Genomic DNA, 15,968 nt, shown 5'->3' with positions numbered 1-15,968 from the left:
TCAGTCCTTGGTCTTTGCTTACTCGCGAGTACTGTTATCCATGGCCCGCAGGCGTTCGGCAGCTTCACGCAATTGCGCGCGAAAACCTGACGCGATACGAGCTTCGGAGGGCGCAGGTAACTGGGTATCACCTTGGGTCAGGTGGGCGGCGTCGGTGGCGAATACTGACGGGTCGGGCAGCAGGCCGTCAGCGCTGAGGTTGATCCGCGACTGGCGCCCGAGAATCCAGGCCATGTCGTTATCACTGGCCTGGCGGCTGCCACGCACTGCACTGGCGACGAACTGGCCCTGGATCATGCCCAGGCGCTGGTTGAGGGTTTCGCTGAGAATCTCCGGGGTGCGTCCGTAGCTGAGGTTGCTGCCATCGGCCTGCCAGCTGGACAGTTCGAGGATCTGCTCCTGACGTTCGACCACCGGGCCGACGAACACTACCGGATCGACATCGGGCAACGGCAGGCGCTGGAACGGGTCGTCAGTGTCGCGCCCGAAGAACGGCCCGGCGGGTGCCGGAATGAACGGTGCGGCGATGTCCAGGGTAATGGTCAGTTGCGCAAGGTCGGTGGCGCCGCTGAGGTCGCTGACGGTGTAGGTGAAGACATCCTGCAAGACTTGCCCAAGCCCCGCAGCCGCCAGCACTTCAGGGTTGTTCAGGTCGATGGTGTAGGTGTAGCTGCCATCGGCATTGATCACCAGGGTGCCATAGCGCCCGGCCAGGGGCTGGCCAACGCTGCCTGCCGTACCGCTTCCGGCTTCGGCGCCGGTACGGATGCCGGTCACGCTCAGGGCATCGCCGCCGTCGACGTCACTGTCGTTGGGCAGCACGTTGCCTGTCGATTGTGGGGCAGGGGTCTGGTCACTGGCGACGTTGCTGTCGTCGCGAGCCACCGGGTTATCGTCGGCGCCCTGGATAAGCACGTTCAACCTCGCCTCGGATTCGGCTCCAGCGGTGTCACGCATGCGGTAAGTGAAGACTTCACGCAGCGTTTCGCCTGCCGTGCGCAGCGCCTGCACCACAGGGTCGGCATTGTTCAACTGGTAGGTGTAACTGCCATCGGCATTCAGCGTCAGGGTCCCGTAGCGGCCGGTCAGTACCTGGCCGGCCAGGGCGGTGCTGCCGGTTTCACTGCGCACCGAGAGCACTTGGCGAGTTTCGCCCAGGGCTGGGCTGTCGACGTCGGTGTCGTTGTCCAGCACATTGCCGCTGGGATTGAGGCCCGGCAAGTTGTTGTTCACGCCACCGGCTTCAACGGCAACGGTGTTGTCGTCAACGGCAATCGGTGTGTCGTTGCGCCCGTCGATGGTGATGGTCAGCTGCGCGGTGTCATCGGCGAAGTGCGGGTCTTGCACGGTATAGGTGAACACATCTACCAGCACTTGGCCGCTGGTGCGCAACGCCTGAACGGCGGCCAGGCTGTTGTCGACGGTGTAGGTCCAGCTGCCGTCGGCGTTCATCACCAGATTGCCGTACAAGCCGCGCAGGCTGGTGCCCAGCGTGCCAGTGGTGCCGGAGCCGGTTTCGCTGCCGGTGCGGATTGCCGTGACCGTCAGGACACCGCTTTCAAGGTCGGTGTCGTTGCCCAGCACATTACCGCTGGGGTTCACGCCCGGCGTGGCGTTGTTCAACCCGCCGGCTTCGATGGCGGTGGCGTTGTCATTGACGCCAGTGGGCGCATCGTTACGACCGATGATAATGATCGACAGTTGGGCCAGGTCGGTCAGCCCGCCAAGGTCGCTTGCCTCGTAGGTGAAGTGGTCGGTCAGCGTTTGCAGAAAATCAAGCGCCAGCACCGCCGGGTTATCGGTGTCGATGGTGTAGGTGTAACTGCCGTTGGCATTGAGCACCAAGGTGCCGTACAGGCCCTGCAACACGTTGCCGACGGTGCCGGCTACGCCTGTTCCCAGTTCCGCGCCGGTACGAATACCGGTGACCGTCAGCACGTCGTTCTGGTCAACATCGCTGTCGTTGGGCAGCACATTGCCGCTCGGGTTGAGGACCAGGCCATCGCCGTTGTCGGCCACGGCAATATTGACGTTGTCGCGGGCCACGGGGGCGTCCCAGGCGCCTTCGATGGTCAGGTCCAGTTGCGCACTATCTTCGGCACCGGCGCTGTCGCGCATGCGGTAGGTGAACTGTTCTTTCAGGGTGTCGCCGGGCTTGAGCGCCTGAACGGCAGCCAGGCTGTTGTCGACCCGGTACTGGTAGTCACCATTGGCGAACACCGTCAGGGTGCCGTACGTGCCACGGATGACCTGGCTACCGCTGACTGCGGTGAAAGTGCCGCCGGCCGCTTCGGTGCCTGTGCGGATGCCATTGACGGTTTTGCTGTCACCGGCATCGACGTCGCGGTCATTGGTGAGCAGGTTACCGCTCGGGTCGACGCCCGCGGTGCCGTTGTTGGTGCCGCCGGCCTCGACTGCGACGGCGCTGTCGTTGACGGCCAGCGGGTTGTCGTTACGGCCCTGGATGGTGATGGTCAAGGTGGCAGTGCTAGTAGCGCCGGCCAGGTCGCGAATGGTGTAGGTGAACGTCTCCCTGAGGGTGTCGTTGGGGGTACGCAGGGCTTGCACCAGCGGGTCATTGTTGTCGACCAGGTAGGTGTAGCTGCCGTCGGCGTTCAGCGTCAGGTTGCCGTACTGACCGGCAAAACTGCTGCCAACGCTGCCATTGGTAGCGCCTTGGGTCACGGCGATGACGCTCAGGGTTTCGCCAAAGCGATCAACATCGGTGTCGTTGAGTAGCACGTTGCCAGTGGGGTTGATACCGGCGCTGGTGTTGTTCAACCCACCGGCCTCGACGGCCAGGGCGTTATCGTTGTTGGCCACCGGGGCATCGTTGCGACCCTGGATGGTGATGGTCAGCAGGGCGATGTCGGTGGCACCGTCGGTATCGACCACACTGTAGTTGAAGGTTTCAGTCAGGCTGTTGCCGACGCGCAGGGCTTGTACCGCAGCCAGGCTGTTGTCCAGGCGATAGCTGTAGCTGCCGTCGGCGTTGAGCGTCAGCCAGCCATAAGTGCCCCGCAACTCGCTGCCCAGTGTGCCGGCGGTACCGGCACCTTCGGTGGCGCCAGTGCGCACCGACGCCACGGTTTTGGTTTCGCCATAGTCAATCGGGTCGCCTGCGCCACCATCGACGTCGGTGTCGTTAGTGAGCACATTACCGGCAGGGTCGATGCCGCCGCTGGTGTTGTTTACGCCACCGGCTTCCACCGCCGTGGCTGTATCGTTGGTGGCGATCGGGTTGTCGTTCTGGCCGCGGATGACGATGATGATCTGCGCATCGTCGAACTCGCCGTCACTGTCGGTCACCCGGTAGGTGAAGACTTCGACCAGCAGGTCGTCTGCGTTTCGCAAGGCCTGGACTTCGGCGTTATCGTTATTGATGACGTAGCGATAGGTGCCATCGCTGTTGATCGTCAACGCACCGTATTGGCCGTTAAGGGCAGTGCCCACTGTACCGGCAATGCCGGTGCCGCCCTCGGGGCCTGTGCGTACGCCAGTGACGCTGACCGGATCGCTGTCGGGATCGACAAAGGTCACTTGCCGTACCGGCGCTGGAGGCACGCCGGGGTCAAGGCCCGGCGAGGTGTTGTTGACGCCGCCTTTTTCGGTGGCCAGCGCTACCGTGTCCTGGGCATGCGGCGGGTTGTTGGCGCCACGCACCACAATCACCAGTTGTGCGGTGTCGGTCAGCCCGGCTGAATCGACGATCTGGTAGGTGAAGATGACGTTCATGGTCGCGCCGCGTGCCAGGGCGACGATGGCCGGGTTGTCGCTGTTGACGTCGAAACTGAACGAGCCGTCCGGGTTGATGGTCAGGGTGCCGTAATTCACCGGGCTGCCAACCGGTGTGCCGTTGCTGAACTGGGCGAACGTCGCGTCCAGGGTCACCGCGCCGCCAGCGACGGTGATCAGTGCGCCACCGGCCAGTTCCGGGCCATTGCGCACGCCATTGACCTTGAGCACGGTGCTCGGGCGGTCGGCGCGGTCGACGTCGAGGTCGACACCATTGCCACCGGGTTGGGTGATGCTGCCGGGGCGGCTGGGGAACAGGATGACGTTGCCGACCGGGTTGCTCTCGGGGTCGGCATTGCTGGCGCCGGCTTGAGCGGAGGCCTGGTCGTCGCTGGCCACTGGGTTGTCATAGTTGCCGACAATGTTGATGCGCAGTTCGGCCAGATCGTTCAGCCCCAGCGCATCAGACACTTGGTAGCTGAAGAAATCGACCAACTGGTCAGTGGGGCCCAGCCGCTGCACGGCGGTATTGGTATTGTCGATGACGTAGGTGTAGTCGCCATTGGCGAAAATGGTCAGCGTGCCATAGGTACCGGCAATGCTGACGCTGCCACCTGGTGGAACGATGGTCAGGGCACCGGGCACCGCTTCGCGCAGGGGACGTACACCGGTAACGGAATTGCTTTCGCCATAGTCGATGGGGTCGCCGGGGCCGCCATCGACGTCGTTGTCGTTGCTCAACACATTGCCAGAGGCATCGGCCCCCGGGACCGGGAAGCCGGTGGGTGGGGTGTCGTTGGGGTTACCGCTGTCGGTGTTGTTCACGCCACCTTTTTCGATGGCAGTGCCAACGTCGTTTTCCGCATCCGGGGCGTCGTTGGCGCCCCTGATCTCCACGGTCAGGGTGGCAATGGATTGCAGCGGGGCACCGCCCAGACCGATGTCAGAAAGGGTGTAAGTGAACACCTCATTCAGCGTGTCACTCGCCTGGCGTAGCGCCTGCACCGCGGCGTTGGTGTTGTCGACGATGTACTGGTAGGCACCGTTGGCCTGGATCACCAGCTTGCCGTAGCGGCCTTGCACTTCAACCGAGGTCACAGGTACCGGTACGACCACACCCAGTGGCGAGGTCACCGAAACGACCAACAGTTGGTCGCCGTTGGTCGCGATGTCGACATCGGTGTCGTTATCCAACACGTTGCCCCGTGGATCGACCCCGGTCAGACGGTTGTCGGTACCGCCGGCCTCAACAGCGATGGTGTTGTCGGGTACGCCCACGGGGGCGTCGTTGACCGGGGCGAGGTTAATCACCAGGAAGTCGCGGTCTTCCCGAGCGTCGGTCGGTTGCCCCGGTACGCCGTTGTTGTCGAAGTCGCCGTAGTTGCCCAGGTCGTTGGTGGTGACTTCCAGGAAGTCATTGCCGTTGAAGTTCAAGTTGCCCAGGTAGCTCAGGCCATTGAGCGCGGCATTGATGTCGGCGATCCGCCCCAGCAGTACCAAGGTCGCGGTGCCGGCACCAGTGACGGTAACCCCGGTGGTGGCGCCGGTGAGCGACAATGTGCCGTGGGTGACCGTCAGGGTGACCTGGATGTTGCGGCCGTTGACGTTCGGGTTGCGTTCGGCATCGACGTCACTGACGCTGATGCCGGGAATTGCCAGTGGCGTGTCTTCGCGGCCCGATTGGAAGCCTGGAAGGGTGTTGACCGGTGCGTCGTTGATTTCGACGAAGCCCGAGTTGGCTTGTGCGCTGCTGCCTTCGCCCAGGCCGACATCGATCTGGCCAAGCGTGGCGCCATCGGTGTCGATGCGCATGCGCAACTGGCCGAACTGGGTAATGCTGTCGACGGTGGTCGGTGTGACCAGACGGTACAGGCCCGAGGGCAGCACGCCGAAGGTAAAGCGCCCGTTACTGTCAGTGGTGGTGGTAAAGGACTTGTCGTCAGCGTTGCCGATCACGCCATCGGCACCGGACCAGATCAGGGTAATGGTTTGGTTCGGTATGGCCAGCTCATAGGCGGGGGTGCCGGGTACCGGATCGGCGTCGGGGTTCGCGTCGTTCGGTGCACTGGCGGCCGTGCCGGTGTCGTTCCATAGCGTGCCGCTGATAATTCCCAGGCCAGCGCCTTCGCGCAATACATAGTTGTTCAGGGTACTGGCATCAGGCCCGGGGCCGTCGGCTCCGGTACGTTCGCCAGAAGCGCTGCCGTCGCTGCCTACGGTGCTGCCCCCCCAACTGGTAAAGGTCTCGGGCAGGCTGCTCCAGCTCAGGTTGGCCTCGGTGTTGGCGATGGTGGTGCCATTGGGTACGTCCACCGAATACACCACCCGCACTTGCGTACCGCTGTCGACTTTGCTGATGTCGACGCTCAGGCCGCCGCTGGTGCTGAAGGTCACACCCGCCGGCAGGTTGCCCGGGCCGTAGGTGGTACCGCCAATGGTGATGCTGATCAGGTTGTAGTTGCTGCCGGTGGGGAAACCGTCGGCGAGGTGAACATCGTAAGCGGGCAGGCCACCGCTGGCGGTGAAGTTGACCGTAACGGTCGCGTTACCCACGGTGCCTGCGGGATTGGGGGTAAAGTCGGTGACCTGTTTATTCAACCCGGTGAAGCTGGCTTCAACAATACGTTCGGTCAGGGTGAGGCTGGTCGCGCGCAGGTTGCCGTTGACGCGGTCCTGGACAAGGGCGCCGAGGATGTCGCCGGCCTGGTTCTCGACGCGGTTGTCGACCCGGGCGTTGAACTCCAGCACGACGCCTTCCAGGTCATCGTCGTTGCCGTCGTCACCACCACCGTGGGCACCGTTGGTGAGGTTGCCGAGGTTGAGGGTGACAATCTGGTTGCCGTTGGCGTCGGTGCTGAGCACTACGTAGTTCGCGTTGAGTACTCCGGTGGGGGCAGCACCGGACAGGTCAGGCGTGATGAACTGGGCCTCTGGGCTGGTTTCATTGCCGAGAATCTGCAGGGTGCCAGCGGTGATCAGGTCACCCAGGCTGGTGGTCAGGCCACCATCGGAGATGAAGCCGATGCGCATGGTGCTCAGGTCTGCCAGCGTCAAGCCCTGGCTCAGGGTGATCACCAGTTGGTAGTTGGGGTTATTGCCTTCGGGCACCAGCACAACGGCGCGGTAGCGGATGATTTCACCCACGGCGACGTTTTCTTGCAAGGCGTTGGTCGGGTTAGGCGCGGCGGTATCCGAGAGGCCGCCGACCCGGGAAAACTTGATGCCTTGTGCCACCGGGATGATCAGGATGTTGTCGCGGCGGTAGTCATTGAGCGTGCCGCCGTTGAGCACGCCGTCCTGGCCCGTACGCTCACCGGCCGGGTCGGCAGTGCCGCTGGTGGTGCCGTTGAGGCTGGTCCAGCGCACCTGAGCGATGTTGTCGAACTGCGCCACTGACGCGCCGGTGGCATTGACCACGCCGGTCACGCGGATAACCAAGGTGCCGCCTTTGGCGATATCGACATTGCCGGTGTTGACCAGCGTGCGGCCGGTGGGGTCGAGGCTGAAGCTACCGGTGATATTGGTGCTGACACCGTTGACCGTGTAGATCACGCTGACCAGGGTCAGTTGGTCCAGTTCGCTGGGAAGTACGCTGTTGAAAGCGATGTCGAAGGCATCGTAATCGCTGGCCGCCGAGCCGTTGCTGACGGTCATGGTGTATTCCACCGCATCGCCCTGGTCGAAGCCCAGGCCGGGCGGGGTGACAAGTTGCTGGGTCAGCTGCAGGGTCGGTTCCTGAATGGTGATGCTGGGCTTGGCGCCAGTCACTACCACGTCACGGTTGAGTGCGGTGTTGCCGTTGGGGGTGTCGCCATCAGGGTCGCTGTAAGTGAGCACCGCATCGTTGAGGCGTACGGCGCCGGTCTGGTTGTCGGCGACGTTGCTGGCCACCAGGCGCAGTCGAATGACGAAGCTGTTGTTGCCGGTGTTGTTATCACCCGTGGTGTTGGCCACGCTGAAGGTGAACCGTGCATCCACGCCATCGCCGCCCAGGGTGCCAGACGGCGCGGTCAGGCTGCCGACGGTGACGGTACCCGCGAAATTCTGCGCCAGCGCGCCGCCAGCGGTGGTAATCACCAGGTAGCCGGTGCCGTTGAAGGAGGTGTCCAGGCGCATGCCCGGCGGGATCAGGTCGTCGATGCGCAAGTTTTGCGTGGTGCCTTCAGGCAGGGTCACGACGATGTCATACAGCATGCTTTCGCCCACCACCAGGTTGGCACCGGTGGTGTGGCTGGCGCTGGAATCGCTGTTGTCGAGGCTGCCGCCAGCGTAGGTCTTGGTCATGCTCGGGGCGGCGACTTGTTGGCTGGCCAGGTCGCTCAACGGCGTAGTGCCGAGGAAGTTCTGCCCGCCTTCGACGCTGGCGTAGCGCGTTAGTTGGGCGTTGGTCTGCAGGGTGGCGCTGGCGGCTATGTTGGCGGCGACGTTGACGTCGTAGGTGATCACGACAACGTTTGCGCCGCTGTTGTCGGCTGCGGTACCCGGGCGACCGGCAAGCAAGGCGCCGACGCCTGCGCCATCGATGAAGGTAATGGTGTTGGTGGCGTTGTCGACGGTGTAGTGGGTGCCGGCAACAAGCCGTGTGCCATCGCCACGGTAAATCAGCAAATTGGCGGCCGACAGGCTGCCGCCCACAAACGACAGCCCAGGCGCCAGGGTGATGCGGGTGCTGACATCAAAGGCATTCCCGCCACCGTGGTTCTCGATGGCGGTCGCCAGGCGCAGACGGTCGTTGCCATCGATACCACTGACGTTGCCGTTGACTGCGGCGACGTCGGTAATGCTGCCGTTGAATGGCACACCGGTGCCGCCCGGCGGGTTCCAGCTGCCGGTGGTGCCGGTGACGGTGCCGTGGTTGGTCGACACTACGCCATGGCTGATGGTCAGCACAGGCTCGGCGACCGAAGCGATCAGGGTCACGTCGTCGGTGGTGACCAGCACGCCTTTGTCCAGGGTGCGGGTCTGGCTGGATTCGCCCAGCACGTTGAACGCGCGTTGGTCGGCAAACGGCTGGTCGCTGACGGTGAGGGTGAAATCAATGGCGATGCGGCTGCCATTGACCCCGGTATTCACATAGTCGGCGAAGGTAAACACCAGTGAGTTGCCAGGGCCGAGGGTTACCGAGGTCGGGCTGTTGGGGTTGGTGTTGCCGGTGGCCAGGCGCCAGATGCTGTTGAGGTCCAGGCCACTGAGGTTGAACAACGGCAGCGGTAGGTAAGCGGTGAGCTTGAAGTTCTCGTAGTCACCGGTCACCAGATCGTAGCTCAGGCGGAAAGTCACGCGGTCGCCTGGGCGCAGCTCGGTGCCGGGGGCGGGGGCGCCGCTGCCGTTGAGGTCGGCCAGGTCGATCTCAACCTTGCTGGTAGGAACGCGCACCAGGGTGTTGGAGCTGTCGCTTTCGTCTGATCCGCTGAGGTTGAGCGGGTCGAGCAGCACAGTTGCGGTCACGGTGGCATTGTTGCCCAGCGGGTCGCCTTCGTTGATTTCACTGTGCGGTGCACCTGCCGGCGGAGTGTAGCTCTGAGCGACGCGCGCCTGGTAGCTGATGACTGCCAGGGTGGCGCCTTGCAGCACGTCATCAAAAGCCAGATCGCCATTGAGCCAGCTACGCCCGGACAGGGCGTTTCGCATGGACTGGCCTATGTCAAACACCATCGACGTACTGCCATCGGCATTGACCACCACGGTGCTGACCAGGGCGATGGTTTGATTGATGCCATTGACGCTGATGGTCAGGGTGGCGGTGCCGGGGACCAGGGTCTGGCCGTCGGTGACACCGTCGGCGATAACGAAACTGCCGTTGCCCAGGAAGGTCTTGCCGAAGGCGAAGTAGTCCGACAAGGCAATGTTGAGGCGGTAGGTGAGGGTGTCGCCAGGGGTGACGCCGGCGGCGCCACCGTCAACGGAGACGGTCACTTGTTTTTGCAAGGTGATCGACTTGGCCACGAAGCTGACGTCGTCACCCACACCGCTGAAGTTGATCTGACCGTTGACCGCGTCGCGAGGGTCTAGTGGAACCCAGCTGCCGGAGGCTGTAGGGCCGTCAAAGGTGATGGTGACGTCATCACCGGTGATCGGGCTGAGCACCGGTATGCCATCGGCATCGTCTTCGGGAACGAAGAACTGCACGTCGGTACTGGTGGCTGCGCTAAGCGTCGGGTAGGTGACCGTGAAAGCACTGATGTACAGGTCGTTGCTCAGGTCGCCGTCATTGTTTTGTGCCAGCAGCGCGCGGATCACTGCCGGGTCTGTGACGGTGCGGCCGTCGTACAGGGTCAGAGAGGTCACGGTGCCACCGCCGCCGGGGGTAATGGCGGTAACGATGACGTTATCGGGCACCGGCTGGGTGATCACCACGTTGGTTAGGGTCTGGCCGCTGGCGGGGGTCACGGTGACGGTCAGATCACGCTTGAAGTTCGGCCCGGTTGCCGTTTCACCTTCCGGGGTGGTGACCACTTGATCGACCGTGATCACCGTAGGGTGCACCACATAGCTGTCGGCGTTGGCTGACGGCTCCAGAATGCTCGGGTCAGTGGCAGGGTTGTTCAGCGAATCGTTGCCGTACTGAAAGCCGCTGCGGGCGCGGATGGTCAGGTCAGGGGTCGTTCCGGTAAACGAGAAGTCGGTATCGGCCAGGTTACTCAGGGTTGCCGTCACTTGAATCGGAATGGCCGGTTGGCCCTGGCTGACACTGGCGAACGGCAGCTCCACCACGACCATCTGGTCGCCGGCGCGCATGCCGAAATCGGCGGCATTGATCACCAGCGGCTTACCATCAACGCCTACCGCCAACGGATGGTTGGCTCGGCCGTTGGCGTCGAAGGTCACGACATGGGAGGTGAGTGCTTGGCCCAGGTAGGTAGCAGAAACAAAGGTGATGCCATCGTCGATCTGGGAACCGGCGCCGTCTTTGCCGGTGGCCGGGAAGAACAGGTCGACGAACGGGGCATAGCCGGTGTCACTGGTGCTGTTGGTAAAGGTGACGGTGAAATTGAAGGTGCTACCCAGTAGCACATCGGCACCGCCAGACAAGTCGGTACTGGGGCCGGCAGCCAGCAGACGATCGTAGCCGGCCATGGCGGCGGCGGACAGCGCAATGGGCTTGTCGATTGCGCCGCGAGTGACCTCCAGGGCCCAGTCGCCACCGGCCTTGGCACTGCCGGTATTGTCGTTGGAGGCACCGACATCGGCGCCGGTCCAGCGCGACAGTTCATCTACAAGCGTACGCCCCTCGCTGCCTTCACCGACTTTACAGCCGTACAACTGGATGTCGGCGCCTTCGCTCAGGTTCTGGCCCCATTGGCTCAGGGTCTGGGAGAACTTGCCGACGGTGTCTGCGGTGAGGGTGGTTTTACCGATCGTGAATTCGCCGGAAGCACCGTGGGAGAGGATCTGGATCGAGTCGACCTGGCCGAGCTGGGCCAGTGCGGTGGAGATTGCCGCCAGACCGTCCTGTTTGGCGTCCACCACCAACACCTCGACGTTGTCGGGCAGATTGGCAGTCAGCTGCTGACGGCCTTCGATACGGCTATCGAGCACCAGCAGGTGGCGTGCGGCGGAGGGTTGCTGGCCCGGTTCGCTGCGCGCATCGGACGGCGTGGCATGCGCAGCGCCGGCATCGGCTTTGTCGCCGCCGTTGTCCTGATGTTGCTGGTCGGCGGCGGCTGCGGCAGCGCCGTCAAACAGGATGCGCGGCTCCAGCGCCAGGGCCTGGCGTTGAGGTTTGAAGGCATGAGGTATGGCGGAGCGGGTCTGGGTCGTCATGTCCACATCATCACTTTGAGCCCTGGGTAAGGGCGAACCGTCATTGAGTTGTTCACACCAATGCCTGCCCCTGATACCTGTCCTTGAGGGGTTCACAGCATTGGATGATAGAAAGAGGCTAGTCTGTTTTTTTTACCCTGTAGGAAAATTCTGATGAAGTGTTTCCTTATAGCGCTTGGCAACTACAGGAACAAGCCGGCAACCGCGACTATTCTCAGCTTGCCTGTTGCAGATCAACTGCTGCGGGGCGGTGCGATGCGCTCAACGGTCACGTTTGTGCAACCAGCGACGCTTGCGCCCTGACAAGGATATCTGGCTGGAGCAAGTGCCATGGGGGAGTGGGGAAAACGGTGGTCTGTGTGCGCGTTGTTCCTGTTGTGGATAGTGTCTTTTTCCACTGTTCACGCGGCACAAGAGGCGAGCCCGGAAGCGGCTGCAGCTGCTGAGCTGAAAATTGCCAACCGCGTCATATTTACCTTTCACGCCAGCCTGCTCGGCGAAACGCCTGAGGCACGTGCCCAGCGTGCGCAGAGCGTGATCAACGAAGTGCTCAGCGGGACCGAAGAACCCAACGTGCGTCTGGACACCATTCAGGACAGTTACATGGTGCTGTTGGGCGAGCGCCGCGCGTTCATCGTCGCCCCCAAAGACGCCAATCCGGAGACCTCGGTAGCCGACACGGCGGCACAAGCTGCGAAACGGCTTGAACAGGTGGTGAAAGAGTCGCAGCAAGCCCGCAGTGTGCGCTTTCTATTAACCGCAGGTGGCCTGAGTGTTGTGGCGACCTTGCTGTTTATTGGGCTGGTGCGCCTGAGCGGGTTTATTCGGCGTAAGCTGCTGGCGCAGTTGCCCCAACGCATACGCCGACACCACGGTGTGCTGAAAGTGGGGGACACGTCGCTGCTCGATACCAGCAACCTGTTTCCGCTGATCCGGCGTCTGCTGGACTTGCTCTATTGGATTGTCGTGCTGCTGCTCACTTACGAGTGGCTGACCTTTGTGCTGCAGCGTTTTCCCTACACCCGGCCCTGGGGGGAAAGCCTCGACCACTATCTGCTCAACTTGCTGCGCTATGTGCTGGATGCGATCGTCAGTGCGATTCCGGGGTTGATCATCGCGCTGATGATCTTCTTCATCGCCCGGGGCATCAGTGCATTTACCAAGCGTGTGCTCGAGCGCCTGTCCAAGCCAGGGACCATCAGTTGGCTGAACAGTGAAACCCTGCAACCAACCACGCGCCTGACGTCGCTGGCGATCTGGCTGTTTGCCCTGGCGATGGCCTATCCCTATCTGCCAGGCGCCGGGACAGAAGCTTTCAAAGGTCTGTCGGTGTTGATTGGCTTGATGATTTCGCTGGGTGCATCCAGTGTGGTCGGGCAGGCAGCAGCCGGTTTGATCCTGACCTACACTCGCACCTTGCGCCCCGGCGAGTTTGTCCGCATTGGTGAACACGAGGGCACGGTAACGGAGCTGGGCATGTTTACCACCAGTATCCGCACCGGCTTGGGCGAGGTGCTGACCATTCCCAATTCGATGATCACCGGGGCGGTGACCAAGAACTACTCGCGAGTGGTGCAAGGCGCCGGGTATGTGGTGGACACCGTGGTCACTATTGGCTACGACACGCCGTGGCGTCAGGTCGAAGCGATGTTGCTGGAGGCAGCACAACGTACGCCGGGGATCCTCCAGACACCGAGACCGCAGGTGTTCCAGACCGCGCTGTCAGATTTCTACCCCGAGTATCGCCTGGTGGCCCAAGCCGTGCCCAGTGAGCCACGGCCGCGTGCCGAATTGCTGACCATGCTGCATGCCAACATTCAGGATGTGTTCAACGAGTACGATGTGCAAATCATGTCGCCGCACTACCTGGGTGATCCGGAACAAGAAAAGCGAGTGCCCAAAGACCGCTGGTTCACCGCCCCCGCACAGGCGCCCGGCGACACAGGACCGCAACCATGATCGACTTCGTCCTGCATGCCTTGCGCAGCAACCCCGAGATCGCCGTGTTTCTGGCCATCGCTTCGGGGGTATTGATCGGCCGCATCCAGCTCGGCAGCTTCCATTTAGGGTCGGTGGCCGGGGCTCTGTTGATGGGCTTGATCATTGGTCAGGTCGGCCTTGAAGTACCGCACGCGCTGAAATCGGTGTTTTTTGTGTTGTTCATCTATGCCGTGGGCTTCAAGAGCGGCCCGGAATTTTTCAGCTGCCTGAACCGCAGCAGCCTGAAACTGGTGTTGTTCTCCGTGGTGCTGTGTGCCACCGCGTTGGGCGCTATCTTGCTGATGAATGCGATTTACCATTTCGATGCAGGGTTTACTGCAGGCCTTGGCGCAGGAGCCCTGACCGACACGGCGATCATGGGGACCGCCAGTAGTGCCATCGCCCAGTTGAGCCTGGATGAGGCCGCCAAGAACCAGTTGTACAGCCACATGGCAGTTGCCTACGCCATCACCTATGTGTTCGGCACCATTGGCCTGGTGGTGTTCGTCGGCACCATCGCCCCGAAACTGTTGGGTGTGGATTTACGCAGTGCGGCCCGCGAGCTGGAGCTGGAGTTGGGGATTGCCAGTACTGAAGACATCATCAGTGTTCCCTACACCCGTATCGTGGTCCGCGCCCATCGTGTGGGGGCGCGTGCAGACGGTCTGTCGATTGCCCAGTTCGAGCAACAACACAGCAATATCAGCATCGAGCGCGTGGTGCGTGAGGGTCAGGTCCTAGAGCGCAACCTTGAACTGGTGTTGCACCAAAACGATATTGTCGGGGTGTATGCCCTGCGTGAAGACATCGGCTCGTTGGTGCAATGGCTTGGCCCGGAGATCGATCATCCCGAGTCGTTGTCGTTTCCTACCCGTTCTGTCGAAGTGGTACTGACCCGTGATGCACTGGCCGGCAAGACGATCCATGACATCAAACGGGCCTTGGTGGGTACGCAACGGATGGGCTGCTTCATCAATACCATCACCCGGCAAGGCCTGGCGTTACCGTTGCTGCCTCATACGATACTGCGCAAAGGAGATGTCATTTCCCTCACCGGGCGCACCGCCAGTATCGAGGCGCTGGCGCAGCAGTTGGGGCGGATTCGCGAGCGCAATCACAAAAGCGATATTGCCGTGCACAGCTTGGGTATGGTGCTGGGGGCGCTGTTGGGCATGCTGTCTACGCACATCGGGATGATTCCTGTGGAGCTCGGCGTTGGTGGTGGCGTACTGCTGGTTGCGCTACTGATCGGCTGGTACAACTCCCGTCACCCGGAGTTTGGCGCCTTGCCACCGGCGGCGCAGTGGGCATTCTCGGAGTTCGGGCTGACCGCTTTCGGTGCAGTGGTGGGGCTGTTGGCGGGGCCGGCAGCGATTGCTGCGATGCAAAGCCAAGGAGTGGCACTGCTGATATCGGGAGTGGTGGTTACCTTGTTGCCACCCTTGGTGTCGCTGTACTTCGGGCGCTATGTACTGCGGCTGCACCCCATGGTGCTGTTCGGCGCCCTGGCCGGGGCGCAGACGGAAGCGGCGTCGATGAACAAAATCATCGAACAATCCGGGAGCAATACCCCGGTGATCGGCTTTACCGTGTGTTACGCCATTTCCAACGTACTGCTGGCGGTGTGTGGCCCGATCATCGTCTACATCGCCAGCTAACCTCCTATGATCGCTATCGCGGGGCAAGCCCGCTCCCACCAGAACTGCACAGGCTCTCAATCTGTGGAAGGCAGTTCCACTAGGTGTTAGGCGCTGGCGCCGAAGCGGATGTGTTCGCCCAGGTCCTGCTGGCGGTGTGTGGCCTGATCATTGGTTAACCCTCTACGGTAGGAGCGGGCTTGCCCCGCGATGCGATGTCACTTACAGATCGCTATCGCGGGGCAAGCCCGCTCCCACTGGGACTGCACAGGCTCTCAATCTGTGGGAGACAGTTCCACTGGGTGTTAGGCGCTGATGTCGAAGCGGATGTGTTCGCCCAGGTCCTGCTGGCGGTGTGTGGCCTGATCATTGGTTAACCCTCTACGGTAGGAGCGGGCTTGCCCCGCGATGCGATGTCACTTACAGGTCGCTATCGCGGGGCAAGCCCGCTCCCACTGGGACTGCACAGGCTCTCAACCTGTGGGAGACAGTTCCACTGGGTGTTAGGCGCTGATGTCGAAGCGGATGTGTTCGCCCAGGTCCTGCTGGCGGTGTGTGGCCTGATCATTGGTTAACCCTCTACGGTAGGAGCGGGCTTGCCCCGCGATGCGATGTCACTTACAGATCGCTATCGCGGGGCAAGCCCGCTCCCACCAGGACTGCACAGACTCTCAATCTGTGGGAGACAGTTCCACTGGGTGTTAGGCGCTGATGTCGAAGCGGATGTGTTCGCCCAGGTCCTGCTGGCGGTGTGTGGCCTGATCATTGGTTAACCCTCTACGGTAGGAGCGGGCTTGCCCCGCGATGCGATGTCACTTACAGATCGCTATCGCGGGGCAAGCCCGCTCCCAC

At 62.2% G+C, this 15,968-nt stretch carries 3 protein-coding genes; 2 read left to right on the top strand and 1 reads right to left on the bottom strand.

Annotated features, from left to right (window positions below; genetic code table 11):
* Window positions 1-18: 18 nt before the first annotated feature.
* Complete coding sequence (locus tag E1573_RS07375; RefSeq protein ID WP_133212121.1) at window positions 19-11,499, bottom strand: VCBS domain-containing protein; 11,481 nt, start codon at window positions 11,497-11,499, stop codon at window positions 19-21.
* Window positions 11,500-11,829: 330 nt separating this feature from the next.
* Between E1573_RS07375 and E1573_RS07370 the strand changes: the two genes are divergently transcribed.
* Window positions 11,830-13,458 carry a mechanosensitive ion channel family protein gene (locus E1573_RS07370; RefSeq protein ID WP_133212119.1) on the top strand — a complete coding sequence of 543 codons (1,629 nt, stop codon included), beginning with the start codon at window positions 11,830-11,832 and terminating at the stop codon, window positions 13,456-13,458.
* Complete coding sequence (aspT, locus tag E1573_RS07365; protein ID WP_133212117.1) at window positions 13,455-15,137, top strand: aspartate-alanine antiporter; 1,683 nt, start codon at window positions 13,455-13,457, stop codon at window positions 15,135-15,137. The genes E1573_RS07370 and aspT overlap by 4 nt, the downstream gene beginning before the upstream one ends.
* The last annotated feature ends 831 nt before the right edge of the window (window positions 15,138-15,968 follow it).

The sequence above is a fragment of the Pseudomonas sp. H9 genome (genome assembly GCF_004353925.1).
Taxonomy (GTDB): Bacteria; Pseudomonadota; Gammaproteobacteria; order Pseudomonadales; family Pseudomonadaceae; genus Aquipseudomonas.
Note: the sequence above shows the minus strand (reverse complement) of the source record. Positions and strands in the feature narration are given on the sequence as shown.

Coding starts and splice junctions, on each gene's coding strand:
- E1573_RS07375 (WP_133212121.1), bottom strand. CDS start 11,499: ATGACGACCCAGACCCGCTCCGCCATACCTCATGCCTTCAAACCTCAA.
- E1573_RS07370 (WP_133212119.1), top strand. CDS start 11,830: ATGGGGGAGTGGGGAAAACGGTGGTCTGTGTGCGCGTTGTTCCTGTTG.
- aspT (WP_133212117.1), top strand. CDS start 13,455: ATGATCGACTTCGTCCTGCATGCCTTGCGCAGCAACCCCGAGATCGCC.